Origin of the sequence: Mycobacterium sp. IS-836 (genome assembly GCF_001954275.1) — a bacterium.
Classification (GTDB): domain Bacteria; phylum Actinomycetota; class Actinomycetes; order Mycobacteriales; family Mycobacteriaceae; genus Mycobacterium.
The window spans coordinates 1-23,387 of the sequence record NZ_MBEU01000014.1 but is presented as its reverse complement, the minus strand read 5'-3'; the positions used below and the strand labels follow the sequence as shown (position 1 = coordinate 23,387).

General features: G+C 67.2%; 20 protein-coding genes and 1 pseudogene. 13 read left to right on the top strand and 8 right to left on the bottom strand.

What is annotated here, in order from left to right; genetic code table 11:
* The first annotated feature begins 22 nt into the window (after positions 1-22).
* Positions 23-1,117 carry a calcium:proton antiporter gene (locus A5747_RS06910; RefSeq protein WP_076122915.1) on the top strand — a complete coding sequence of 365 codons (1,095 nt, stop codon included), beginning with the start codon at positions 23-25 and terminating at the stop codon, positions 1,115-1,117.
* 29 nt (positions 1,118-1,146) lie between these two features.
* Here A5747_RS06910 and A5747_RS06905 read toward each other — a convergent pair whose 3' ends face one another.
* Positions 1,147-1,611, bottom strand: coding sequence for a peroxiredoxin (locus A5747_RS06905; protein ID WP_076122914.1), 465 nt, complete (start codon positions 1,609-1,611; stop codon positions 1,147-1,149).
* A gap of 108 nt (positions 1,612-1,719) precedes the next feature.
* On the opposite strand from A5747_RS06905, the gene A5747_RS06900 reads away from it, so the two are divergent.
* From A5747_RS06900 to A5747_RS06850, 11 genes are all read left to right on the top strand, one after another.
* Complete coding sequence (locus A5747_RS06900; protein ID WP_076122913.1) at positions 1,720-3,270, top strand: anthranilate synthase component I; 1,551 nt, start codon at positions 1,720-1,722, stop codon at positions 3,268-3,270.
* Positions 3,263-3,931 carry a TIGR02234 family membrane protein gene (locus A5747_RS06895; RefSeq protein WP_076122912.1) on the top strand — a complete coding sequence of 223 codons (669 nt, stop codon included), beginning with the start codon at positions 3,263-3,265 and terminating at the stop codon, positions 3,929-3,931. The genes A5747_RS06900 and A5747_RS06895 overlap by 8 nt, the downstream gene beginning before the upstream one ends.
* Before the next feature lie 90 nt (positions 3,932-4,021).
* Entirely contained in the window at positions 4,022-4,840 is an 819-nt protein-coding gene (trpC, locus tag A5747_RS06890) for an indole-3-glycerol phosphate synthase TrpC (protein ID WP_076061861.1), read from the top strand.
* 58 nt (positions 4,841-4,898) lie between these two features.
* On the top strand, positions 4,899-6,164 hold the full coding sequence (trpB, locus tag A5747_RS06885) for a tryptophan synthase subunit beta (RefSeq protein WP_076122911.1): 1,266 nt from the start codon (positions 4,899-4,901) through the stop codon (positions 6,162-6,164).
* Entirely contained in the window at positions 6,161-6,973 is an 813-nt protein-coding gene (trpA, locus tag A5747_RS06880) for a tryptophan synthase subunit alpha (protein WP_076122910.1), read from the top strand. Before trpB ends, trpA begins: the two co-directional genes overlap by 4 nt.
* Positions 6,970-8,721, top strand: coding sequence for a prolipoprotein diacylglyceryl transferase (locus A5747_RS06875; RefSeq protein ID WP_076122909.1), 1,752 nt, complete (start codon positions 6,970-6,972; stop codon positions 8,719-8,721). The genes trpA and A5747_RS06875 overlap by 4 nt, the downstream gene beginning before the upstream one ends.
* Before the next feature lie 38 nt (positions 8,722-8,759).
* On the top strand, positions 8,760-9,212 hold the full coding sequence (locus A5747_RS06870; RefSeq protein ID WP_076122908.1) for a TM2 domain-containing protein: 453 nt from the start codon (positions 8,760-8,762) through the stop codon (positions 9,210-9,212).
* Positions 9,202-9,624 carry a DUF2752 domain-containing protein gene (locus tag A5747_RS06865; RefSeq protein WP_076122907.1) on the top strand — a complete coding sequence of 141 codons (423 nt, stop codon included), beginning with the start codon at positions 9,202-9,204 and terminating at the stop codon, positions 9,622-9,624. The genes A5747_RS06870 and A5747_RS06865 overlap by 11 nt, the downstream gene beginning before the upstream one ends.
* Before the next feature lie 58 nt (positions 9,625-9,682).
* Entirely contained in the window at positions 9,683-11,101 is a 1,419-nt protein-coding gene (pyk, locus tag A5747_RS06860; RefSeq protein ID WP_076122906.1) for a pyruvate kinase, read from the top strand.
* Positions 11,102-11,123: 22 nt separating this feature from the next.
* Complete coding sequence (locus A5747_RS06855) at positions 11,124-11,999, top strand: acyl-CoA thioesterase II (protein ID WP_076122905.1); 876 nt, start codon at positions 11,124-11,126, stop codon at positions 11,997-11,999.
* 145 nt (positions 12,000-12,144) lie between these two features.
* Positions 12,145-13,542, top strand: a complete 1,398-nt coding sequence (locus tag A5747_RS06850) for a bifunctional lysylphosphatidylglycerol flippase/synthetase MprF (protein ID WP_076122904.1) — start codon at positions 12,145-12,147, stop codon at positions 13,540-13,542.
* Here the strand turns inward: A5747_RS06850 and cydC are convergent.
* The 7 genes and pseudogenes from cydC to A5747_RS06815 all read right to left on the bottom strand — a co-directional run bounded on the left by cydC (position 13,455) and on the right by A5747_RS06815 (position 22,917).
* Positions 13,455-15,177: pseudogene (gene cydC / locus A5747_RS06845) on the bottom strand (thiol reductant ABC exporter subunit CydC). The gene A5747_RS06850 and the pseudogene cydC overlap by 88 nt on opposite strands.
* On the bottom strand, positions 15,164-16,777 hold the full coding sequence (cydD, locus tag A5747_RS06840; protein WP_076122902.1) for a thiol reductant ABC exporter subunit CydD: 1,614 nt from the start codon (positions 16,775-16,777) through the stop codon (positions 15,164-15,166). Before cydD ends, cydC begins: the two are co-directional and overlap by 14 nt.
* Positions 16,778-16,833: 56 nt before the next feature.
* Entirely contained in the window at positions 16,834-17,874 is a 1,041-nt protein-coding gene (cydB, locus tag A5747_RS06835) for a cytochrome d ubiquinol oxidase subunit II (protein ID WP_076122901.1), read from the bottom strand.
* A gap of 38 nt (positions 17,875-17,912) precedes the next feature.
* Positions 17,913-19,385 (bottom strand): cytochrome ubiquinol oxidase subunit I, encoded by a 1,473-nt coding sequence (locus tag A5747_RS06830; protein WP_076122976.1) that lies wholly within the window; start codon positions 19,383-19,385, stop codon positions 17,913-17,915.
* A gap of 95 nt (positions 19,386-19,480) precedes the next feature.
* Positions 19,481-20,089, bottom strand: coding sequence for an HdeD family acid-resistance protein (locus A5747_RS06825; protein ID WP_369805014.1), 609 nt, complete (start codon positions 20,087-20,089; stop codon positions 19,481-19,483).
* A gap of 37 nt (positions 20,090-20,126) precedes the next feature.
* Complete coding sequence (locus A5747_RS06820) at positions 20,127-21,458, bottom strand: adenylate/guanylate cyclase domain-containing protein (protein ID WP_076122899.1); 1,332 nt, start codon at positions 21,456-21,458, stop codon at positions 20,127-20,129.
* An 82-nt stretch (positions 21,459-21,540) separates the two neighbouring features.
* A complete protein-coding gene (locus A5747_RS06815) occupies positions 21,541-22,917 on the bottom strand; it encodes a hypothetical protein (protein ID WP_076122898.1) in 1,377 nt (458 codons plus the stop codon).
* Positions 22,918-23,028: 111 nt separating this feature from the next.
* On the opposite strand from A5747_RS06815, the gene A5747_RS06810 reads away from it, so the two are divergent.
* Positions 23,029-23,387: glycosyltransferase (locus tag A5747_RS06810; protein WP_198938140.1), on the top strand; the 359-nt coding region annotated here is incomplete at its 3' end.

Here is a 23,387-nt window from a genome sequence, read left to right as displayed (position 1 = left end):
ACTTCGATGACAATGGCGGGCGATGTTGAAACGCGTGTCCTGGACGGTGGTAGTGCCCGTGGTCGCCGTCGTCGTGTTGACGGCAACGTGGGGCGAGCACCTCGGGCCGATATTGATTGCGCTGCAGGCCGTGCTGTTGATCGGTGCGGTGCTGGCCGCGGTCCAGCACGCGGAGGTCGTCGCCGCTCGGGTTGGCGAGCCGTTCGGGTCCTTGGTGCTCGCGGGCGCGGTGACGGTCATCGAGGTGGCCCTCATCGTCGAGCTGATGGCGTCGGGCGGTAACGACGCGGCCACGCTGGCCCGCGATACGGCGTTCGCCGCGTTCATGATCACCACCAACGGCATCGCGGGGTTGTCGTTGTTGTGGGGATCCCGTCGGTACGGCGTGACGTTGTTCAACGCCGAGGGCAGCGGAGCCGCGCTGGCCACGGTCACCACCCTGGCGACGCTGAGCCTGGCGATGCCCGCGTTCACCATCAGCCACCCGGGCAAGGAGTTCTCGCCCGGCCAGCTCATCTTCGCCGCGGTCGCCTCGCTGCTGGTGTACCTGCTGTTCGTGTTCACCCAGACCGTCCGGCATCGCGACTTTTTCCTGCCGGTCGCGCAGAAGGGCCAGCAGCGGCTGTTCGAGGAGGACGAGAGCCACGCCGACCCACCGAGCGCCCGGTCGGCCCTGGTCAGCCTCCTGCTGCTGCTCGTCGCCCTGGTGGCGGTGGTGGGCCTGGCCGAACAGGAATCGCCGGCTGTTGAGCGTCTGGTGACGGCCGCGGGATTCCCCCAGACGTTCGTCGGGGTGGTGATCGCGCTGCTGGTGCTGTTGCCCGAGACACTCGCGGCGGTGCGTGCGGCGCGGCGGGGCCGTATTCAGACCAGCCTCAACCTGGCCTACGGCTCGGCGATGGCCAGCATCGGGCTCACCATCCCGGTGATCGCGCTGGCGTCGATCTGGCTGAAAGGACCGCTGGTGCTCGGCCTCGCTCCGACCCAACTGGTGATGCTCGCACTGACCGTGGTGATCAGCATGCTGACCGTGGTGCCCGGGCGAGCTACTCGGTTGCAGGGCGAGGTGCATCTGGTGCTGTTCGCGGCTTACCTGTTTCTAGCGATCATCCCGTAAAACCAAGGGGCGCAGGCAATCTCGCGGAGTTACGCCGACGACCGGGCCCGCAACGTCTCCAGCGCCTTGTCGGCGTGGGTTTCCATGCTCAATTCGCTGGAGATCACGTCGAGCAGTGTGCGATCGGTGTCGATGACAAAGGTCGTTCGCTTGACCGGGATCAACTTGCCCAGCAGACCGCGCTTGACTCCGAATTGCCTGGCGACGGTGCCCTCGGTGTCCGAGAGCAGCGGGTAGTCGAAGTTCTGCGAGTCGGCGAACTTGGCCTGTTTCTGCACGGGATCGACGCTGATGCCGACGCGGTTGGCGCCCACCGCGGCGAACTCCGCCGCCAGGTCGCGGAAGTGACACGCCTCCTTGGTGCAGCCGGGCGTCATCGCCGCCGGGTAAAAGAACAGGACCACGGGTCCATCGGAGAGCAGCGCGCTGAGCTTGCGTGGCGTGCCCGTCTGATCGGGAAGTTCGAAGTCCGCCACGGTGTCACCAGTTTTCATGGCGTCAGGCTACGCCCGAGTTGCCCGACTTCTCCTCACGCGGCTTACGCGGCCTGCATCGTCGTCGGGCGGCCCCGAGCTCAGCCGCGTATCTGCGAGGATGGTTCAGTGCACGCCCACCTCGCCGACGCCACCTCCCGAGAGGACTTTCGCCAGCTCGCGGCCGCGCACCGTGTGGTTCCCGTGACCCGCAAGGTCCTGGCCGACGCCGAGACACCGCTGTCGGCCTACCGCAAACTCGCCGCCGATCGCCCCGGCACCTTCCTGCTGGAATCCGCCGAGAACGGCCGGTCCTGGTCGCGGTGGTCGTTCATCGGCGCCGGATCGCCGTCGGCGCTGACCGTGCGCGACGGCGAGGCCGTATGGCTGGGCACGGTCCCGCAGGACGCACCCACCGGGGGTGACCCGCTGCACGCCCTGCAGGCCACCCTCGAGCTGCTGGCCACGGCCTCCCCCCACGAAATCAAGCCGGGGCTGCCGCCGCTGTCCGGCGGCATGGTCGGCTTTTTCGCCTATGACCTGGTGCGGCGCCTGGAACGGCTGCCCGAGCTGGCCGTCGACGACCTCAAACTCCCGGACATGCTCCTGCTGCTGGCCACCGACCTGGCGGCGGTCGATCACCACGAGGGCACCATCACGCTGATCGCCAACGCCGTGAACTGGAACGGCACCGACGAGCGCGTCGACGAGGCCTACGACGATGCCGTCGCGCGGCTGGATGTGATGACCGCGGCGCTGGGGCAGCCGTTGCCGTCGACGGTCGCCACCTTCAGCCGGCCGGAGCCGCGCCACCGGGCCCAGCGCACCGTCGAGGAATACGGCAAGATCGTCGACTACCTCGTCGAGCAGATCGCGGCCGGCGAAGCGTTCCAGGTGGTGCCCTCGCAGCGCTTCGAGATGGACACCGATGTCGACCCGATCGACGTCTACCGCATGCTGCGCGCAACCAACCCCAGCCCGTATATGTATCTGCTGCACGTACCGAATAGCGAAGGGGCGACTGACTTTTCGATCGTCGGGTCTAGTCCGGAGGCGCTGGTCACCGTCACCGAGGGCAGGGCGACAACGCACCCGATCGCCGGGACCCGGTGGCGCGGCCAGAACGACGAAGAGGACCAGCTGCTGGAAAAGGAACTGCTGGCCGACGACAAGGAACGCGCCGAGCATCTGATGCTGGTCGACCTCGGCCGCAACGACCTCGGCCGGGTCTGCACGCCGGGCACCGTTCGGGTCGAGGACTACAGCCACATCGAACGCTATAGCCACGTCATGCACCTGGTGTCGACCGTGACCGGGATGCTGGGCGACGGCCACACCGCCCTGGACGCGGTGACGGCCTGCTTCCCGGCCGGCACGCTGTCGGGCGCGCCGAAAGTGCGGGCCATGGAGCTGATCGAAGAGGTGGAGAAGACCCGCCGCGGCCTCTACGGCGGCGTGGTCGGCTACCTCGACTTCGCCGGCAATGCCGACTTCGCGATCGCCATCCGCACCGCGTTGATGCGCGACGGCACCGCGTATGTCCAGGCGGGCGGTGGGGTAGTGGCCGACTCCAACGGGCCCTACGAGCACACGGAGGCGACCAACAAGGCGCGCGCGGTGCTCAATGCGATCGCCGCCGCCGAGACGCTGACCGCGCCGGAGGCGGGCCGCAATGGCTGATGCCCGGCGGGCCCGGCTGACGATTCGCGTAGCCCAGTTGCTGCTGGTCATCGCGGCCGTGGCGCTGTGGGTGGCGTCGCGGCTGCCGTGGGTGGTGATCCGGTCGTTCGACGGGCTTGGCCAGCCGAAGGAGGTGAGCCTGCCCGGCGCGTCGTGGTCGACCGCCCTGCTGCCGTTGGCGCTGCTCATGCTGGCGACGGCCGTCGCGGCGCTGGCGGTGCGCGGCTGGCCGCTGCGGCTGCTGGCGGGTCTGCTGGCGGCCGCGAGCCTGGCGGTCGCATATCTGGGCGTGAGCCTGTGGGTGCTCCCCGACGTGGCGGTGCGCGGAGCCGATCTGGCGCACGTCTCGCTGGTGTCGCTGGTGGGAAGCGAACGGCGCTACTGGGGGGCGGGGATCGCGGTGCTGGCCGCGGTGTGCACTCTGGTCGCCGCGGTTTTGCTGATGCGCTCGGCTTCGGTGTTGGGTTCGGACCGCTTGGGCGCAACAAAATATGCATCGCCCGCGACACGTCGCTCAAATGCGCTCCGCGGAGACGCTGACTCGGCGATGCTGGAGGAGCCGGAGACGCCGGAGATGTCGGAGCGGATGATCTGGGACGCGCTCGACGAGGGACGCGACCCGACCGATCGGCCCCGCGAGTCCGACACCGAGGGTCGGTGACGGACCGCAAGCCGACGGTCGCTACCCTTCATTGACGTCGTCGAAATCGGCTGTAGACCGTGCGTGACCGTGGGAAGGGAAACGACAGGTATGAGTCCGGCAACAGTGCTTGACTCCATCCTCGAAGGAGTCCGGGCCGACGTTGCCGCGCGCGAAGCGCTTATCAGCCTGTCCGAAATCAAAGCGGCCGCCGCGGCCGCGCCGCCACCGCTCGACGTGATGGCCGCGCTGCGCGAGCCCGGCATCGGTGTCATCGCCGAGGTCAAGCGGGCCAGTCCGTCGGCGGGTTCACTGGCGACCATTGCCGATCCGGCAAAACTGGCCCGTGCCTACGAAGATGGCGGCGCCCGGATCATCAGCGTGCTGACCGAGGAACGGCGTTTCAACGGCTCGCTCGACGACCTCGACGCGGTGCGGGCCGCGGTTTCAATCCCGATATTGCGCAAAGACTTTGTGGTGCAGCCATATCAGATCCATGAGGCGCGGGCGCACGGCGCCGACATGTTGTTGCTCATCGTCGCCGCGTTGGATCAGTCCGCATTGGTGTCGATGTTGGACCGCACCGAATCCCTTGGCATGACAGCGCTCGTCGAAGTGCACACCGAACAAGAAGCCGACCGGGCATTGAAGGCAGGCGCCAACGTGATCGGCGTCAATGCGCGCGATCTCGCGACGCTGGAGGTGGACCGGGATTGCTTCGCGCGGATCGCTCCGGGGTTGCCCAGCAACGTGATCCGGATCGCCGAGTCGGGTGTGCGTGGTACCGGAGATCTTTTGGCGTATGCCGGTGCGGGCGCCGACGCGGTCTTGGTCGGTGAGGGTCTGGTCAAAAGCGGCGACCCGCGCGCCGCGGTTGCCGACTTGGTCACCGCGGGAACCCATCCGTCCTGTCCGAAACCGGCTCGCTAGGCGTTGACGAGCACGAAACGTTGAACCCGATGAGCCGCCCCCGCGTTGAGTATTGGTGATGGCAGATCTAACCCGCCCGGAGCTTCCGCTTCCGAGCGCGGCCATCGCAGAACCCACCCGCCACGACCCCGATTCGGGTGGTCATTTCGGCGTGTACGGCGGCCGGTACGTTGCCGAGGCGCTGATGGCGGTCATCGAAGAGGTCACCGCCGCCTACGAAAAGGAACGCGTCAACCCGGACTTCCTGGACACCCTCGACGAGCTGCAGGCGAACTATGCCGGGCGGCCGTCACCCCTGTATGAGGCTACCCGGTTTAGCGAGCACGCGGGTTCGGCGCGCGTCTTCCTCAAGCGAGAAGACCTGAACCACACCGGTTCTCACAAGATCAACAACGTGCTCGGTCAAGCCCTGCTGGCCAAGCGAATGGGCAAGACCCGGGTGATCGCCGAGACCGGCGCCGGTCAGCACGGCGTGGCCACCGCCACCGCGTGCGCCTTGCTCGGCCTTGATTGTGTGGTCTACATGGGCGCCATCGACACGGCACGTCAGGCGCTCAACGTCGCGCGGATGCGAATGCTGGGGGCAGAGGTGGTCTCGGTCGACACCGGTTCCCAAACCCTCAAGGACGCCATCAACGAGGCGTTCCGTGATTGGGTTACCAACGCCGACAACACCTACTACTGCTTCGGCACCGCCGCAGGCCCGCATCCCTTCCCGACCATGGTTCGTGATTTTCAGCGAGTCATCGGGTTGGAGACTCGCGCGCAGATCCAGGCTCAGGCCGGCCGATTGCCCGACGCGGTCGTGGCCTGCGTCGGTGGAGGATCGAACGCTATCGGTATCTTCCACGCGTTTCTCGACGATCCCGGCGTGCGCCTGGTCGGCTATGAGGCGGCGGGCGACGGCGTCGAGACCGGCAGGCACGCAGCGACATTCACCGGGGGGTCCCCGGGCGCGTTTCAGGGATCGTTTTCCTACCTGCTGCAAGACGAGGACGGCCAGACCATCGAATCCCATTCGATCTCAGCGGGTCTGGATTATCCGGGGGTGGGTCCTGAACACGCGTGGCTCAGGGAAACCGGACGCGCCGAATACCAGCCCATCACCGATTCCGAAGCGATGGACGCCTTTCGGCTGCTGTGCCATACCGAGGGCATCATCCCGGCCATCGAATCCGCGCACGCGGTCGCCGGTGCGGTCAAGCTGGGCAAGGAGCTGGGGCGGGGCGCGATCATCGTGGTGAACCTGTCGGGTCGCGGCGACAAGGACGTCGAGGTGGCCGCCAAGTGGTTCGGTTTGCTGGGCGATGCGGGCGCGCAATGACCGTGGAACAAAGCGAAGCCAGCAGGCTTGGGCCGCTGTTTGAGTCTTGCCGGAAGGACAACCGGGCGGCGCTGATTGGATACCTGCCCACCGGGTACCCGGACGTGCCGACTTCCCTGCAGGCGATGACCGCGCTCGTCGAATCCGGTTGCGATCTCATCGAAGTCGGGGTGCCGTATTCGGATCCCGGGATGGACGGTCCCACCATCGCCAGGGCCACCGAGGCCGCATTGCACGGGGGTGTGCGGGTGCGCGATACGCTCGCCGCGGTCGAGGCGATCACTTCGGCCGGTGGACGCGCTGTGGTGATGACCTATTGGAACCCGGTGCTGCGCTATGGGATTGACGCATTCGCGCGTGACCTGGCGTCGGCCGGTGGGCATGGCCTGATCACCCCCGACCTCATTCCCGACGAGGCCGGGCAATGGGTTGCGGCGTCCGAAGCGCATCGGTTGGATCGCATATTCCTCGTCGCGCCCTCGTCGACGCCTCAGCGGTTGGTGACCACCATCGAAGCCTCGCGTGGATTCGTTTACGCGGCATCGACGATGGGCGTGACCGGGGCCCGCGACGCGGTGTCGCAGGCCGCACCCGAATTGGTGAGCAGGGTTCGGGCGGTGTCGGACATACCCGTCGGCGTGGGTCTGGGGGTGCGTTCGCGCGAGCAGGCCGCGCAGATCGGAAGTTACGCCGACGGTGTGATTGTCGGTTCCGCGTTGGTGTCGGCGCTGGGCGACGGATTGCCGAAGCTGCGCGCCCTGACCGAGGAACTCGCCGAGGGTGTGCGACAGGGGGAGTCCGCGTCATGACGATGTTGCCAACCTATTTCCCCAGCCCGTCGCAGGGCGTCTGGCATTTGGGGCCGTTACCAATCCGCGCCTATGCGCTCTTCATCATCGCGGGCATCGTCGTCGCGCTGGTGATCGGTGACCGGCGTTGGGTGGCTCGCGGCGGCCAGCGCGGGGTGATCTACGACATCGCCCTGTGGGCGGTGCCTTTCGGATTGATCGGCGGCAGGCTCTATCACCTGGCCACCGATTGGCGGACCTATTTCGGGCCGGGCGGAGCCGGGCCCGCCGCGGCCCTGCGAATCTGGGACGGCGGCTTGGGCATCTGGGGCGCCGTCGCCCTCGGCGCGGTCGGCGCGTGGGTCGCATGCCGGCGCCGCGGAATTCCGCTGCCGGCCTTCGCCGACGCCGTTGCTCCCGGAATCATCTTGGCGCAGGCCATCGGTCGGCTCGGGAATTACTTCAACCAGGAGCTCTACGGCCGGGAGACCACGCTGCCGTGGGGCCTGGAGATCTTCTACCGTCGCGATCCCGCGGGATACATCGACCCGCATTCGCTCGACGGTGTGTCGACCGGGCAGCTGGCGCTGGTCGTGCAGCCGACCTTTCTGTACGAATTGATTTGGAATGTCCTGGTATTCGTCGCACTGATCTATCTGGACCGGCGATTCAGCTTGGGCCATGGGCGGTTGTTCGCGATCTACGTGGCGGGCTACTGCGTCGGGCGATTCTGTGTGGAGCTGCTGCGCGACGACACGGCCACCCACATCGCGGGGATCCGAATCAATTCGTTCACATCGACCTTCGTGTTCATCGGGGCGGTGGTTTACCTCGTGCTGGCGCCGAAGGGCCGGGAGGATCCCGCGAGCCTGCGCGGCACCGAGTACGTCGACGAGGAGTTGCCCGAAGCCGAGCCCGAGCCCGCGGACGAGCTCGCCGCTGTCGCTTCGGCATCCGGGGCGGCGAGCGGTGCGGCGGCGGATGCGGAAACGACTGAACTCGAGAAAGCCACCGAGTCCAAAGCCGCCGAGTCCAAAGACCGCGAAGACGAAGCCGTCGAAACTGAAGCCGTCGAAGCTGAAGTCGCGGAGCCGGAAACGGTCAAGACCCAGGCCGAGCCCGAAGGGCCTGGGGACGAAGAGGCGGAGGTCGAGGTCGAAGAGTCTGAAGTCGAGGAGGAGGCCGAGAAGGAGGCCGAGCCGGAGCCTGCGGAGGCCGAAGAGCCGGAGGCCGTGGCCGACGAATCCGAAAGCGCCGAACCCGAAGTCGCGGAGGCCGAGGCGGCCGTAGCGGAGGCGATGGAAGCCGAACGCGCGGAGCCCGACGACGCGGAGGCAGAAGCCGTCGTGACCGAGGCCGCCGAAGCCGAAGCGGAGGAGCCCGAAGCCGAAGAACTTGAAGCCGAGGAGCCCGAAGCCGAAGAACTTGAAGCCGAGGAGCCCGAAGCCGAAGAGCCTGAAGCCGAGGAGCCCGAGGCGGAGACCGAAGAGGCCGAGGCGGAAACCGAAACCGAGATCGACGAGGTCGAGACCGAAGCCGACGAGCCCGAAGCCGACGAGCCCGAAGCCGAAGACGCCGAAGCCGAGGAGCCCAAATCCGAAGAGCCGCAGGCAGAGTCGGAGTCGGCGGAGCCGGTAGCAGAGGATCGGGGAGAGCCGGGGGAACCCGCATCGCCGGCACCGGCAGACGCCGGCACCGCAGCGAAAGCCGAGTCTGGCTCCACGCGGCGGCGCCTGCGCTTTCGACTGCGCAACCGTAGGGACCGCTAACAGCCCCGACCTCGTCCAGCGTCGAGTCGCTGCGCGAGATGTGCGGATTTCCGCCCGACCAGTCGACGTTCGGCGGACCAGTGGGGCATGCTGAAGACGTGACTGATCAGCCGTGGCACGACGCTGGGTCCGACCCGGCGGCGCAACAGCCGCCTCCGCCCGGGCCCGGGTATCCGCCGCCCTATCCGCAATATCCTGCGCCCAGCCCGTATTACGACCCGACCGCGCCCTTCGGCCGCCATCCGGTGACCGGACAACCGTTCTCGGACAAGTCGAAGACCACCGCGGGCCTCCTACAGCTGCTCAGTTTGGTCGGCGTCGGAGGGATCGGCCGCTTCTACATCGGAGACGTCGGCGTGGGCGTCGCCCAGCTGCTCGTGGGATGGCTCACCTGCGGGGTCGGGCTGATTTGGAGCATCGTCGACGCCATCTTGATATTGACCGACAAGGTCCCCGACCCACAGGGCCGCCCGTTGCGCGATGGAACCTAATCCCACTTCCCAGACCCTGAGCCGCCGTCGTCGCGTGTATGCCGCCGCCGGGAGTGGCGCGCTGCTTGCCGGCGCACTCGGCTACGTGGGCTTCGTCGACCCGCACAACACCCACTCGCTGTATCCGCAGTGCCCGTTCAAGTGGCTCACCGGATGGAATTGCCCGTTTTGCGGCGGGCTCCGGATGACGCACGACCTGCTGCACGGTGACCTCGTCGCCACCATCAACGACAACCTCTTCCTGCTGGTCGGTATCCCCGCGCTGGCCGGTTGGATCGTGCTGCGCCGGCGTCAGGGGCGGCCTTGGCTCTCGGTGCCCGCGGTGGTGACCGTCGTCGTCGCGGCGGCGGTGTGGACGGTGACCCGCAACCTGCCCGGATTTCCACTGGTCCCGACGATTCTCAGCGGGTAACCGTGCCGCCACCGTCGGGTCATCCCGATAACGAAGAGCACGACTATGCTGGGTCGCCGTGAGTAGACGCGGGAAGATCGTCTGCACCCTTGGCCCTGCAACCGAATCGGACGAGTTGATCCTGGCGCTGGTCGAGGCCGGAATGGACGTCGCCCGAATGAACTTCAGCCACGGCGACTACGCCGACCACAAAGCCGCCTACGAGCGGGTGCGCAACGCCTCGGACGCGACCGGCCGCGCGGTGGGCGTGCTGGCCGACTTGCAGGGCCCCAAGATCCGGCTCGGGCGCTTCGCCACCGGGCCGACCTACTGGGCCGACGGTGAAACTGTCCGGATCACCGTCGCCGACTGCGAAGGCAGCCACGACCGGGTGTCGACGGCCTACAAGAAATTGGCCAAGGACGCCGTCGTCGGTGACCGGATCCTGATCGACGACGGCAAGGTCGGGCTGGTGGTCGAGGCGATCGACGGCGACGACGTGGTCTGCACCGTCGTCGAAGGCGGCCCGGTGAGCAACAACAAGGGCATGTCGCTACCCGGCATGAACGTGTCCGCCCCCGCCTTGTCCGAGAAGGACATCGAGGATCTCACCTTCGCGCTGAACCTCGGCGTCGACCTCGTCGCGCTGTCCTTCGTGCGCTCGCCGTCCGATGTCGAGCTGGTCCACGAGATCATGGATCGGATCGGCCGCCGGGTGCCGGTGATCGCCAAACTCGAAAAGCCCGAAGCCGTCGACAATCTCGAAGCCATCGTGCTGGCCTTCGACGCCATCATGGTGGCCCGTGGCGACCTGGGCGTCGAGCTCCCCCTGGAAGAGGTTCCGCTGGTGCAGAAGCGGGCCATCCAGATCGCAAGGGAGAACGCAAAACCCGTCATCGTGGCGACTCAGATGCTCGACTCCATGATCGAGAACTCGCGACCCACCCGGGCCGAGGCCTCCGACGTCGCCAACGCGGTGCTCGACGGCGCCGACGCGCTGATGCTCTCCGGCGAAACCGCGGTGGGCAAGTATCCGCTGGCGGCCGTGCGGACGATGTCGCGGATCGTATGCGCGGTCGAGGAGAATTCGACGGCCGCTCCGCCGTTGACGCATGTGCCGCGCACCAAGCGCGGAGTGATTTCCTACGCCGCCCGCGACATCGGCGAGCGGCTCGACGCCAAGGCGCTGGTCGCGTTCACCCAGTCGGGTGACACGGTGAAGCGACTGGCGCGCCTGCACACGCCGCTGCCCCTGCTCGCGTTCACCGCATGGCCCGAGGTGCGCAGCCAGCTCGCCATGACGTGGGGAACCGAGACGTTCATCGTCCCGATGATGACCTCGACCGACGGCATGATTCGTCAGGTCGACAAGTCGCTTCTGGAACTCGGCCGCTACAAGCGCGGCGACCTGGTGGTCATCGTCGCGGGCGCGCCGCCGGGCACAGTAGGCTCGACCAACCTGATCCACGTGCACCGGATCGGGGAGGACGACGTCTAATCGACAGGGGGCGGGCAGGCCTGTGCCGGCTGGCAACGATTTCGAGGAGCTGCTGGCGGTACTCGACCTCAACCGCGTATCCGATGAAGTGTTCGTCGGTTCACATCCCAGCAAGAACCCGTTGCGGACCTTCGGCGGCCAGCTCATGGCGCAATCGTTCGTCGCGAGCAGCCGCACGCTGATCCGGGACGACCTGCCGCCCAGCGCACTTTCGGTGCACTTCATCAACGGCGGCGACACCGCCAAGGACATCGAATTCCACGTCGTGCCGCTGCGTGACGAGCGGCGCTTCGCCAACCGGCGCGTCGACGCGGTACAGGACGGCACGCTGCTGTCCACCGCGATGATCTCGTACATGGCCGGGGGCCCGGGCCTTGAGCACGCCGTCGAACCGCCGCCGGTGCCGGAGCCCCACACCCAGCCGCCGCTCCGCGAGCTGCTGCAGGGCTACGAGGAGACCGTCCCGCACTTCGTCAACGCCTTGCAGCCGATCGAATGGCGCTACACCAACGACCCGGCGTGGGTGATGCGGGACAAGGGCGACCGCCTTGCCTACAACCGGGTCTGGGTCAAGGCGCTGGGGACGATGCCCGACGATCCCGTGCTGCACACGGCGACGATGGTGTACTCCTCCGATACCACCGTGCTGGACTCGGTCATCACCACTCACGGGCTGTCGTGGGGCTTCGACCGTATCTTTGCGGCCTCCGCCAACCACTCCGTGTGGTTTCACCGGCAGGTCGACATCAACGACTGGGTGTTGTATTCGACGTCCTCGCCGGTCGCCGCGGACTCGCGCGGGCTGGGCACCGGACACTTCTTCGATCGCTCCGGCCAGCTCGTGGCCACGGTGGCCCAGGAAGGCGTGCTGAAATACTTTCCGCCCCGGCGCCGATAGACAGCACAGGATACCTATCGGACATGCGTCCGATTACGGGTGAAAACAGCCGTGATCAGGCGTAAGTTTTTACAAGCCGGGTATTCGATGGGACATGCGGCAAGCGAGCCGCCCAGCTGAAGGTCAGCGCATCGGGAGGTGAGATGTGAACGGACCGCCGGTCGAAGTCCTACCAAGGTTGCGCGCGCGCGAACGCGTTGTCGTTCACGTCGATTCGCTCGCCGCGCGCTGTTTCGGAGCCTTGGCATTGTTCAGCGCCGCCTGCTGGCTGATCGCGATCCTCGCCCGGCACCACCACAATCCGGAGTGGCACTACGCCGGTCGGCTGGGATGGTCGCTGACGGTGCTGGCCGCTGTGATGTTCATTGCACGTGGGATCTTCCTGGGCCGCCCGGTCACGACCATGCATGCGGCCGCGGCCGCCCTGTTTGTGTTGGCGGGCTTCGGTTCGCACGTGCTGTCCTTCGATCTGCTCGGTGACGTGCTGATCGCCAGCTCCGGACTGGTGCTGATGTGGCCGACTTCATCGCATCCGCGACCAGAAGATCTGCCCCGGGCGTGGGCCCTGATCGATGCCACCAGCGACGACCCACTGGCGCCGTTCGCCATGCAGACGGGCAAGAGCTACCACTTCAACGCCGACGGAACCGCGGCGCTGGCGTACCGGACGCGGATGGGGTTCGCGGTGGTCGGGGGCGACCCGATCGGTGACGCGGCGCGTTTCCCCGAATTAGTCGCCGACTTCGCCGCGATGTGTCGGATGCACGGCTGGCGAATCGCGGTAGTGGGCTGCAGCGACCGGCGTCTCGAGCTGTGGATGGACGCGAGGGTGCTCGGACAATCGCTGCGCGCGGTCCCGATCGGCCGCGATGTCGTCGTCAACGTCTCCCGCTTCGACATGGTGGGCCGCAAGTTCCGCAACCTGCGTCAGGCGGTCAAGCGCACCCACAACGCCGGCATCACCACCGAGATCGTCGCCGAGCAGGAACTCGACGACCGGCTGCTGGCCGAACTGACCGACGTGGTGCACGCGTCACCCAGCGGCGCCCATACCGACCGCGGCTTCTACATGAACCTCGACGGCGTGCTGGAGGGCCGGTTCCCCGGCATACGGCTGATCCTCGCCCGGGATGCCACCGGGAAGGTACAGGGCTTTCACCGTTACGCGACCGCGGGCGGCGGCAGCGACATCAGCCTCGACGTGCCGTGGCGGCGCCGCGGCGCGCCCAACGGGATCGACGAACGTCTCAGCGTCGACATGATCATGGCCGGCAAAGAGGCTGGGGCGCAGCGGGTATCGCTGTCGTTCGCGGCGTTCCCGGAGATTTTCGACGACAAGAATCGTGGGCGGCTGCAGCGCATTTTCTACCGGCTGATCCACGTGCTGGATCCGTTGATCGCGCTCGAGTCGTTGTACCGGTACGTGCGCAAGTTCCACGCGTTGGATGCCCGGCGCTACGCGCTGATATCGGTGACGCAGTTAGTTCCGCTGGTGTTCGTGCTGCTCACGCTGGAGTTCATGCCGCGGCGACGCCATCGCTGAGTGCTCGACGCGTAGTTCGGGACAATCAAGCCCTTCCGGCAAGTGGTGAGTGGCCACCACGACCGTTCTGTCGCTGGGGATTAACGCTGCGCCGTGGGTCAGCAGCTCGCGCAGCACCCGTTCGGCGTCGATCGCGTCGAGGTGCTCGGTGGGCTCGTCGAGCAGCACGATCCGGGCGGGTGAGAGCTTCGCCCGGGCCAGCAGCAGCCGCCTGCGCTGGCCCGCCGAGATCGCCTGTGCGCCACCCGTCAACACCGTCGACAGGCCGTCGGGCAGGGTGGCGAGCCAGCCGCCGAGCCCGACCGAGTCCAGCGCGGCCACCAGTTCGTCGTCATGGCAGTCGCCACGGACCACCAGCAGGTTGTCGCGGACGGTGGTGGCGAAGATGTGCGCGTCCTCGGCGAAAAACGTGACGATGCGGTGTAACTCGGCTTCGTCGAGCTGGTCGAGATCGGTTCCGTCCAGCAGTACCCGCCCGTCCAGTGGGGGCATCAGCCCGGCGAGTGTCATCAGCAGCGTCGTCTTTCCCGAACCGCTGGCGCCGGTGACCGCCAGCCGCGCGCCCGGCGGCAGGTCTAGCCGCGCCCTGGTTGACCGCGCCGAATCCCCGTGACCGGAAACGACATCGGCGGACAAGCACCCGGCGCCAGCCGGTTGCGGCTGCATGGGCTCGGCGTGGCTGTCGGCGGGGGCGAGGTCGAGCAAGCGACACGCGGCGATCCGCGACCGCGTCAACTGGACCGCGGCGACCGGGAGGGGAGTCATCGCCTCGAACGCGGACAGGGGCAACAACATCAGCACGGCCAGCGTCGTGGGTGCGACCGCGTGCGCCATCCCGATCCCGGCCGCCACCGCGCCGAGCACGCTAACCCCGATGGCGGCGGTGGGCACCGCCTCGGCGATGGCGGCCGGCCGTGCGGCGGCATCGAGTGCGGCGCCCCAAGCGCGCTGGCGCCGTTGCGATTCCGCGATGACATCAGGTAGCACGCCGGCGACGCGAAGCTCGGGCGCGTGTTCGAGGGCGAGCATGGCCGACGTGTCACGCTCCGAATGATGTTGGCGCGCAAACTCTTCCTGCGTCGCGGCGGCCCTCCCGGCCAGCCGCGGCGCCACGACACCGGCGATCAGCAAGCAGACCGCCAGCACCACGGCGGCCGGTAGCGATATCGCCGCGACGGTCGCGGTCGCCGCCAGGGCCAGCACCGCCGCGACACCGATCGGGACGAGCGCACGAACCAGGACGTCGGCCAGTTCGTCGACATCGGCGCCCACCCGTGCCACCAACTCACCGCTGCGCATCCGAACCGCGGCCGAAGCCGGCCCGTGGGCGAGCCGGTGATAGATCTGCGCCCGGGCGGTGCCGGCCGCGCGCAGCGCGGTGTCGTGGGTGGCCAGTCGCTCGCAGTAGTGCAGCACCCCCCGCGAAATCGCGAACGCGCGCACCAACACGACCGCGACGGACAGGTCCAGCACCGGGGGCATCTGCCATGCCCGCGTGATCAGCCATGCCGAAATCCCGGCCAGCGCCAGCGCGCTGCCCAGCGACAGCACGCCCAGCGCGATGGCCGCCAGGATGCGCGGCAGGCGCGGGCGCAGCAGACTCCAGGCTGCGAGGAGCGGGTCAGACCGGCGCATAACGCACCCGATCGTCCGACTCCACGTCGACTACCCGGTCACCGATTGCGACGACGGGCCCGCGGTGGCCGACGACCACGACGGTCGACCCGGCGCGGGCGCGCTCGACGATGGCGCGCAGCACCCGGCCCTCGGTGTGGGCGTCCAAGTGCGCGGTGGGCTCATCGAGCAGTAGCACCGGGGCCGGCGATCCGAGCGCTCGCGCAAGGGCCAGACGTTGCCGCTGCCCCAGGGACAGCCCGACGCCGTCGCGCCCGAGCACGGTTTCCATGCCGTCGGGCAGCTCGGCCAGGACTGCGTCAAATCCGGAAGCGGCGCAGGCCTTTTCAAGATCTTCCACACCGCCCAGCAGCGTGAGGTTGTCGCGCACGCTGCCCGGCACCAGCACCGGGCGTTGCGGTAGCCAGGACAACTGCGGCCACCACGCGGCGGGATCGAGGTCTGCGACATCCACGCCGGCCACCGTGATCCGGCCCGACGAACCGATGGTGAGTCCGGCGATCGCCTGCAGGGTGGTGCTCTTGCCCGCGCCATTTCGTCCGGTCAGCACGGTGACGTGGCCGGGTTCGATCACCGCGGTGAGCCCGCACGGCGAATTCCCGTCTCGGCCGGCCACGCTGAGGTTTTCGAGCCGGATCTCGGCCCCCCGCGCGGCGACGGTCCGGGTTCGCGTCACCTCCCTGGTGGGCTCGCCGATAAGAGCGAATGCCCTGTCGGCGGCGGCCCTACCGTCTTGAGCGGCATGGAATTCCACCCCGATGCGGCGCAGCGGCCAGTAGACATCGGGGGCCAGCAGCAGCACGGTCAGACCGGTGGCCAAGGTCATTTCACCGAACACCAGGCGAAGACCGATGCCGACCGCGATCAGTGCCACACCCAAGGTGGCCAGCAATTCGAGCACCAGCGCCGACAGAAACGCAATCCGCAGCGTCGCCATCGCCGAGCGTCGATGCGCGGCAGCGAGTTCGGCGATCCGGTGCTCGGGACCCGACGCGCGGCCGAGCGCCCGCAGCGTTGGGATACCGGCGATCAGATCCAGCAATCGCGCTTGCAGGGTGGTCATCGCGCCCAACGCTGCCGCCGATCGCTCGGCCGTCGCCAGCCCGATCAGCACCATGAAAACCGGGATCAGCGGCAGGGTGATCACCACGATCACCGTCGACTTCAGGTCGTAGACCGCGATCACGGCCACGGTCGCCGGCGTCAGGATCGCGGCGAGCAACAACGTCGGCAGATACCCGGCGAAGTAGGGACGCAGGCCGTCGAGTCCACGGGTGACCACGACCGCCGCGGCGTCGCGCTGCGCGGCGAGTTCGTTGGGTTGCCGGGCGGTCACCGCCGCGAGCACCTGCCCGTTGAGATCGGCGATCACCGCGCTGGCGCCCCGCTGTCCCAGGCGCGCCTGCAGCCAGTGTGTCACGGTGCGGATCACCCACAGCACCAACAGGATTGACAGCGGGCCTACCCAGCCGCGCAGGCCCCGTGCCGACGGATCGGTGACGACGCGCGCGACGATGCCCGCCAGCACGATCGCCGAGCCGATCGCGCAGCCGGAGATCACCACCCCGCAGCCCACCGTGGCCGCCAGGAACCGGCGCAGCGCGCCCGATGCCCGCCACAGTCGCGGGTCCAGCGGCGCTCGGGAGTCCCTCGTGCTCAGGACGTACGCCTCGCCAGACCGATGGGCGGCGGAATGTGCTCAGCCGAGATCCGTTGCCGGAAAACCCAATACGTCCACGCCTGGTACACGACCGTCAGTGGAGCCATGAACGCCGTCACCCACGTCATGATCTTGAGCGTGTACTGTGTCGAGGCCGCGTTGTCGATCGTCACGCTCCATTGGCCGTTCAGCGTCGAGGGCACCAGATTGGGATAGAGCACGCCGAACAGCAGCACCACCACCGCCGCGACCACAACGGCCGCGCAGAAAAATGCGAAGCCGTCGAGTCTGCCCAGCCACACCAACAGCACCGTTGCCAGTTGCGCGACCACCGCGACCCCGAGCACGGCCCACGTCCAGTCCTTGCCGTGCGCCAGCTGTGTCCAAACCCCAAAGCCCGCAACCAATCCCGTCACAGGAAGCGATAGCCACTTGGCGAATCGGTACGCATCGTCACGCAGCGGGCCCGACGTCTTGAGGGTGATGAACACAGCGCCGTAGAGCAGGAACAGGCCGCCGGTGGCCATACCACCCAACACGGTATAGGCGTTGAGCACGTCGGTGATCGACGGGTGAGCCTGGCCGGCGGCGTCGACCGGGAGTCCGCGGACCAGGACGGCGAAGGCGACGCCCCACAGCACGGCGGGCAGCCATGACCCCGCCGCGATACCGAAATCGGCCAGGGCGCGCCACTTCGTGTCGTCGATTTTGCCGCGCCACTCGATGGCCACGGCGCGCACGATCATGCCGAATAGGATCGCCAGCAGGGGCAGGTAGAGCGTCGAGAACAACGTCGCGTACCAGCCCGGAAACGCGGCGAACATCCCTGCCCCGGCGACGATCAGCCAGACTTCGTTGCCGTCCCAGACCGGTCCGATCGTGTTGAGCGTCGCGCGGCGGTTCAGCTCCGGGTCGCCCGAGCCGAGCCGGGCGAGCGGCTCCATCAACATTCCCACGCCGAAGTCGAAGCCCTCCAGGATGAAGAAGCCAAGGAACATCGTCGCGATGACACCGAACCACACCTGTTGGAGTCCCACCGTCGTTCCTTTCTTTGTCCTTGGCGGCCTCGTAGGCCCTAGTAGGCGAAGGACAGCGGCGCCACGTCGTGCTCGCCGGGTGCTGGTGGCGCCGCGGGTTCGGCGTCGTGCTCCTGTGGCCCTTCGACGACATAGCGCCTCAGCAGGTAGAACCAAATGACCGCGAGCACGGCGTACACCAGGGTGAACGTCGCCAACGAGGTGATGACCATTGCGGGGACATGATCCGACACACCCTGGGCGACCGTGAGTCTCACCTGCTGGTCGCCGGTCGGATTGGGCACGACGATCCAGGGCTGCCGGCCCATCTCGGTGAACACCCACCCGGCGCTGTTGGCCAGGAACGGCGTGGGAATGGTCAGCAGCGCCAGCCGAGAGAACCACCGCTGATTGGGAATTCGGCCGCCGCGGGTCAGCCACAGCGCGGCGAGCGCAAACAGCAGCGGGATCGCAAGGAATCCGATCATCGCGCGAAACGACCAGTAGGTGACGAACAGGTTCGGCCGGTAGTCGTTTGGCCCGAATCGCTGTTGGTAGTCCCGCTGGATATCGCGCACACCCTGCAACGTCACACCGCTGAATCGGCTGTCGGCGAGGAACGGCAGCACGTAGGGCACCTCGATCACGCGGGTAATGCTTTCGCAGTTGTTGTGCGTGCCTACGGTCAGGATGGAGAAATCCGGGTCGGTTCGCGTGTCGCACAACGATTCCGCCGACGCCATCTTCATCGGTTGCTGCACGAACATCAATTTGCCCTGGGCGTCACCGGTGAAGAGCAAGCCGACGGTCGCGACCAGAGCGACCCAACACCCGAGGATGGTCGCCGGGCGGAACATGGTTCGGGCATCGGACTCGGCGGCGGGCGTGGCGGTTCCGGGTTTGCGGGAGCGGACCAGCCACCACGCGCTGACGGCGGCCACGAAAGTTCCCGCCGTCAGTAAGGAACCGGCGACCGCGTGTGAAAAGGCCGCTCTCGCAGTGTTGTTGGTCAGCAACGCCGCAATGCTGGTCAACTCGGCACGCCGGGTCGCGGGGTTGTAGTGGGCGCCGACCGGGTGCTGCATGAAGGAGTTCGCCGCGATGATGAAGAACGCGGACACATTGACCGAGATCGCGACAATCCAGATGCACGCCAGGTGTACCAGCTTGGGCAGCCTGCTCCAGCCGAAGATCCACAACCCGAGGAAGGTGGACTCGAAGAAGAAGGCGGCCAGGCCTTCCATCGCGAGCGGGGCGCCGAAGATGTCGCCGACGAAGCGCGAGTACTCGCTCCAATTCATGCCGAACTGGAATTCCTGCACGATGCCGGTTGCCACGCCGATGGCGAAGTTGATCAGGAACAGCTTGCCGAAGAACTTCGTTAGGCGATACCACGCGGCGTTACCGGTGGCTACCCACACCGTCTGCATCACCGCGATCAGGGGAGCCAGACCGATGGTGAGCGGCACGAAGATGAAGTGGTAGACGGTGGTGATACCGAACTGCCACCGTGAAATGTCGACGACATTCATTGTCATCTCCCGAAACTACGGAGGCGCCTGCCTTTCTACGACGCAGTGTAGTAGATAGGATTCGGCGACGCCACCGGGATGATCCGACGGCGGTTTCAGCTGGCTAGCGTTTTCGACGCCTTGCGAATCCCGAACGACGACACGATCTCGAAGACGCCGATGACCACGAACCAGACGCCGACGACGAGCGCCAACGTGATGATCGAGTCGAACGGCGACGCGATGACCACGATGCCGGCCAGCAGGCTGATCACGCCGACGAAGATCGACCAGCCGCGGCCCGGCAGCGTCGGGTCGCTGATCGCGGAAATCGTTGTGGCGACACCGCGGAAGATGAAGCCGACGCCGATCCAGATGGCCAGCAACAAGACCGCGTACCCCTGACCGAAATGACGGAACGCCAGCACGGCCAGGATCAATGCCGCTGCGCCACTGATAAACAACAGGATTCGGCTGCCGGCCGTCACGTGCAGGCTGAACGCGAACACGACCTGCGCGATGCCGGTGATCAGTAGGTAGACACCGAACCAGATGGCGGCGACCAGGACCGATATTCCGGGCCAGGCCAGCACCAGGATGCCGAGGATCAGCGACAGAATTCCCGATAGCAGCGTGGACTTCCACAGATGCGGTAACAAGCTTGGAATAGGCGGTTTTCCAGGAGTTGCTTCCGGAGAAGTAGTCATGGCCGCAGTCTGACACAAACGCCGGTTCGGGTATAGGGATTGAAGGCCACGCGAATCAGACGCGCGCGGTGTGCGATTCCTCGGCAACTCGATCGGGCGTCTCGGCGGCTACGGCCTTGCGGCCGACCAGGTACCAGGTGCGCATGGTGCCCTTGCCCTTGACCTCGATGGGGCCGCGCTCCTGCAGCACGAAGTCGTCCCTGAGGCGCGCGTAGATGTCCTCGGGCACCTGAATCCGCCCGACCGAGTCCGTGGATTCCATCCGGGAGGCGACGTTGACCGCGTCGCCCCACACGTCGTAGAAGAATCGCCGCGACCCGACGACCCCGGCCACCACCGGGCCGCAGGCCATGCCCACCCGCAGTGGCAGCGGCTGGCCGTGCGGATCCTTCAGTTGGGCGGCGGCATCGACCATGTCGAGCGCGAAGTCCGCCAGCGCCTGCACGTGGTCGGGCCGCGGCCGCGGTACCCCGCTGACCACCATGTAGGAGTCCCCGCTGACTTTGATTTTCTCCAGCCCGTGCCTGTCGACCAGCGCGTCGAAATCGCTGTATAGACGGTTCAGGAAGCGCACCAGGTCGGCCGGCGCGGTGCCGCTGGCTCGCTCGGTGAAGCCGACGATGTCGGCGAACAGGACCGAGGCCTCGTCGTATTTGTCGGCGATGATGCCTCGCCCCGATTCTTTGAGGCGGTCGGCGATGCTGGCCGGCAACATGTTGGCCAACAGCGCCTCGGAGCGGTCGTATTGGGCTTCCATGACCGCCTCGGCCCGCGCGGTGTCGCGCAGGGCGAACCACACCGTGACGACCACCATCACGACGCTGGAGATGGCCGTGATGACGAAACCCGCCGACTGGACCCACGCCGGCTGCAGTCCGGTGCTCCGTGGCACCAGGAACTCCACCGCGATGATCAGGCCGGCGGCGACGGCCGCCAGCGCGGACGCCAACACAATGTGTTCGATCCCCAGTAGCAGCACCACGATGCAGGCGCCAACCAGGAAGAAGAACTGAGCGCCCGCGCTGGTGCCGACGTCGAGGCAGTTGGCTAAGATCGACACATAGGCCGCGCCCATAAACGTAAGTGGCGCAACCAATTCCCCGAATCGCTGCAGCCACGGGACGACGGCGAAGATCATCGCGCCGGTGACGCTGATCGAGCTGACTTGCCACAGCCACGATCCGCTGACGATCTGCACGAGCACAAAGCTCACGCTCACCGTCACTGCCAGCCACGCCGTGACGGTGAGGATCCGGGCCCGGCGGGCGGCGCTGTCGGCGTAGTGCTGATTGCGGTCGCGGGTCTGCGCCCGCACCGCCGCTACGCAGTCCGGGTGCTTCGCCGAGCCGTCTGCACTGGGTGGGGCTCCGCACTTCTTCGCCGCCACGTTCAAAGCCTAACCGCTGAGCTCGGTGTTTGTGGGGGTGTCTGGCCAGGGTCCGCGCGTTAAGCCTGCGCACGACGCTTCGTTAGTCGATCTTGCCGGTCAGATCGAACCCGGCCAGGGTGCGGGCGGCCAGCTCGCGCAACGCGGGCTTCGTGTTCTCCGCACCCGGTTGGTAGGCGTTGACGGTGAGGTAGATCTTGGAGCCGCCGGTGCGCCAACTCTGCAGGGTCATCTGGCCGCCCGTTCGGTCCAGCCACTGCCGCGTCACGCGTTGCCCGGTCGCCCGCGTTAGGACGAGCTCAGCTTCGGTGCCATCGAGCCGACACACCAACGGGTCGAGGTCGCCGAGATTCGAACACAGCATGGGCGCATCGGGGTCGGTAAAACCGGCATCGACCATTCGTTTCAGCGCCCGCTTCGGGGTGAACGGGATCAGCGCGCGCAACTGCAGCGCCTCGTCCGGCGTCTCGCGCAGCGTCCTCAGCGCCTGCTTGATGGCGGCCCGCAGGTCACCGAGGTCCGCCGTCACCCGCGTCGGATCGACGCGGACGGTCGCGATCGACATGGCGTTGGCGCGCATGTCACCCTCGGCACGATCGTTCATTGGCAGGTGCAGGGTGACGAGGCCGTCGTGGGCGCGTCGGCGCCCAGCATGCTCGGCGAATTTCGCAGCAAATCCCGCGACCAGCGTGCTCCCCGTTCCGCCGAGCTCCTTCGCGCGGGCATCCCAGTCGTCCGCGTCGACGTGAATCGATGCGGCCGGCACGACGATGGGGTCATCGCCGTCACCGGCCCGGAGCGCGACCGGTCGCGATGCCGGTGATCGGGGGGCAGCACCGCGCGCACGGGCCTGTTTTCGGGCCAGCCTCGCCGCCGCCCTGAGAGCCCGGCCCACCTCGGGCACTTCTCGCATCGTGCGGCCGGCATCCTGAACGGCCGCGCGCGTTCGGGTGCGTGAACGCGGCGGTGGATAGCCAAGATCGCGGGTGTTGCCCAGCGCGGCGTCGGCGAGGGCGACGGCGAGCCCGAGGCCGTCGAGCAGGTAATGGGAGAGCACCAGGGTGACCGCGGTCGAGCCGTTCGTCAGGGGAAGCACGCCGACATGCCATCCGGGCCCAGTTTCCGCGTCGATCGGCAGCTGCGCGCGTTCATCGGCCCAGTCGCTGAGTTCGCCAGGCGGACGGGCGCTGTCGGCTATGTCGATGTCCGACGGCCCGCGATCAACCACCCACCGCGGGCGGGCGAACGGCAACGGCGAGAGCTCGATGCGCCGTCCCAAGAGGCCGTCACGGAGATGGTGATGAAACCGCTTCAACTCGTCCAAGTCGATGGCGCGCTCGTAAATCCACACACACTGGATGACGAGGTTCAGGCCCGCGGCGCGATGTCCCGCAAACAAACCCTGGTCCACCAATGCGAGCCGATTGTCCGGCGGCGCATCGGATGCGGACCAAATCATCACGCGAGAGTAGCCGATTCGTTGTGTCGCTCGAACGAACGCCAGGCATCATGTCTGGTGCCCCCGGACGCTGCCCGCGCGCACGACGACTGAAAGGCGGAAACCTCCGCGATGAGATTTGTGCTGGCCATCTATGGAACTCGCGGCGACGCGGAGCCCGGCGTTGCTGTCGGCCGTGAACTGCTGCGCCGCGGGCACGACGTACACGTGGCCGTCGCCTACGGGCCCGATACGCGGGAGTGGTGGAGTTCGCACCGCGACTTCTGGACGCGTGTGTTCCGCAAATTCTGGAAGATCCGAGATCTGGTCAGGTCGTGGCGCGACATCGGGCAGTCCGTCACCCGGCACTGGGAGCAAATCACTGCGACACTGCGGTCGCTGGCGGCCGGGTCCGACCTGCTGGTCACGTTTCTGAATTTCGAACAGCCCGCCGCCAATGTCGCCGAGTACTACGACATTCCGCTGGCCAC

Coding starts and splice junctions, on each gene's coding strand:
- A5747_RS06910 (WP_076122915.1), top strand. CDS start 23: ATGTTGAAACGCGTGTCCTGGACGGTGGTAGTGCCCGTGGTCGCCGTC.
- A5747_RS06905 (WP_076122914.1), bottom strand. CDS start 1,611: ATGAAAACTGGTGACACCGTGGCGGACTTCGAACTTCCCGATCAGACG.
- A5747_RS06895 (WP_076122912.1), top strand. CDS start 3,263: ATGGCTGATGCCCGGCGGGCCCGGCTGACGATTCGCGTAGCCCAGTTG.
- trpC (WP_076061861.1), top strand. CDS start 4,022: ATGAGTCCGGCAACAGTGCTTGACTCCATCCTCGAAGGAGTCCGGGCC.
- trpB (WP_076122911.1), top strand. CDS start 4,899: ATGGCAGATCTAACCCGCCCGGAGCTTCCGCTTCCGAGCGCGGCCATC.
- trpA (WP_076122910.1), top strand. CDS start 6,161: ATGACCGTGGAACAAAGCGAAGCCAGCAGGCTTGGGCCGCTGTTTGAG.
- A5747_RS06875 (WP_076122909.1), top strand. CDS start 6,970: ATGACGATGTTGCCAACCTATTTCCCCAGCCCGTCGCAGGGCGTCTGG.
- A5747_RS06870 (WP_076122908.1), top strand. CDS start 8,760: ATGTGCGGATTTCCGCCCGACCAGTCGACGTTCGGCGGACCAGTGGGG.
- A5747_RS06865 (WP_076122907.1), top strand. CDS start 9,202: ATGGAACCTAATCCCACTTCCCAGACCCTGAGCCGCCGTCGTCGCGTG.
- A5747_RS06830 (WP_076122976.1), bottom strand. CDS start 19,385: ATGAATGTCGTCGACATTTCACGGTGGCAGTTCGGTATCACCACCGTC.
- A5747_RS06815 (WP_076122898.1), bottom strand. CDS start 22,917: ATGATTTGGTCCGCATCCGATGCGCCGCCGGACAATCGGCTCGCATTG.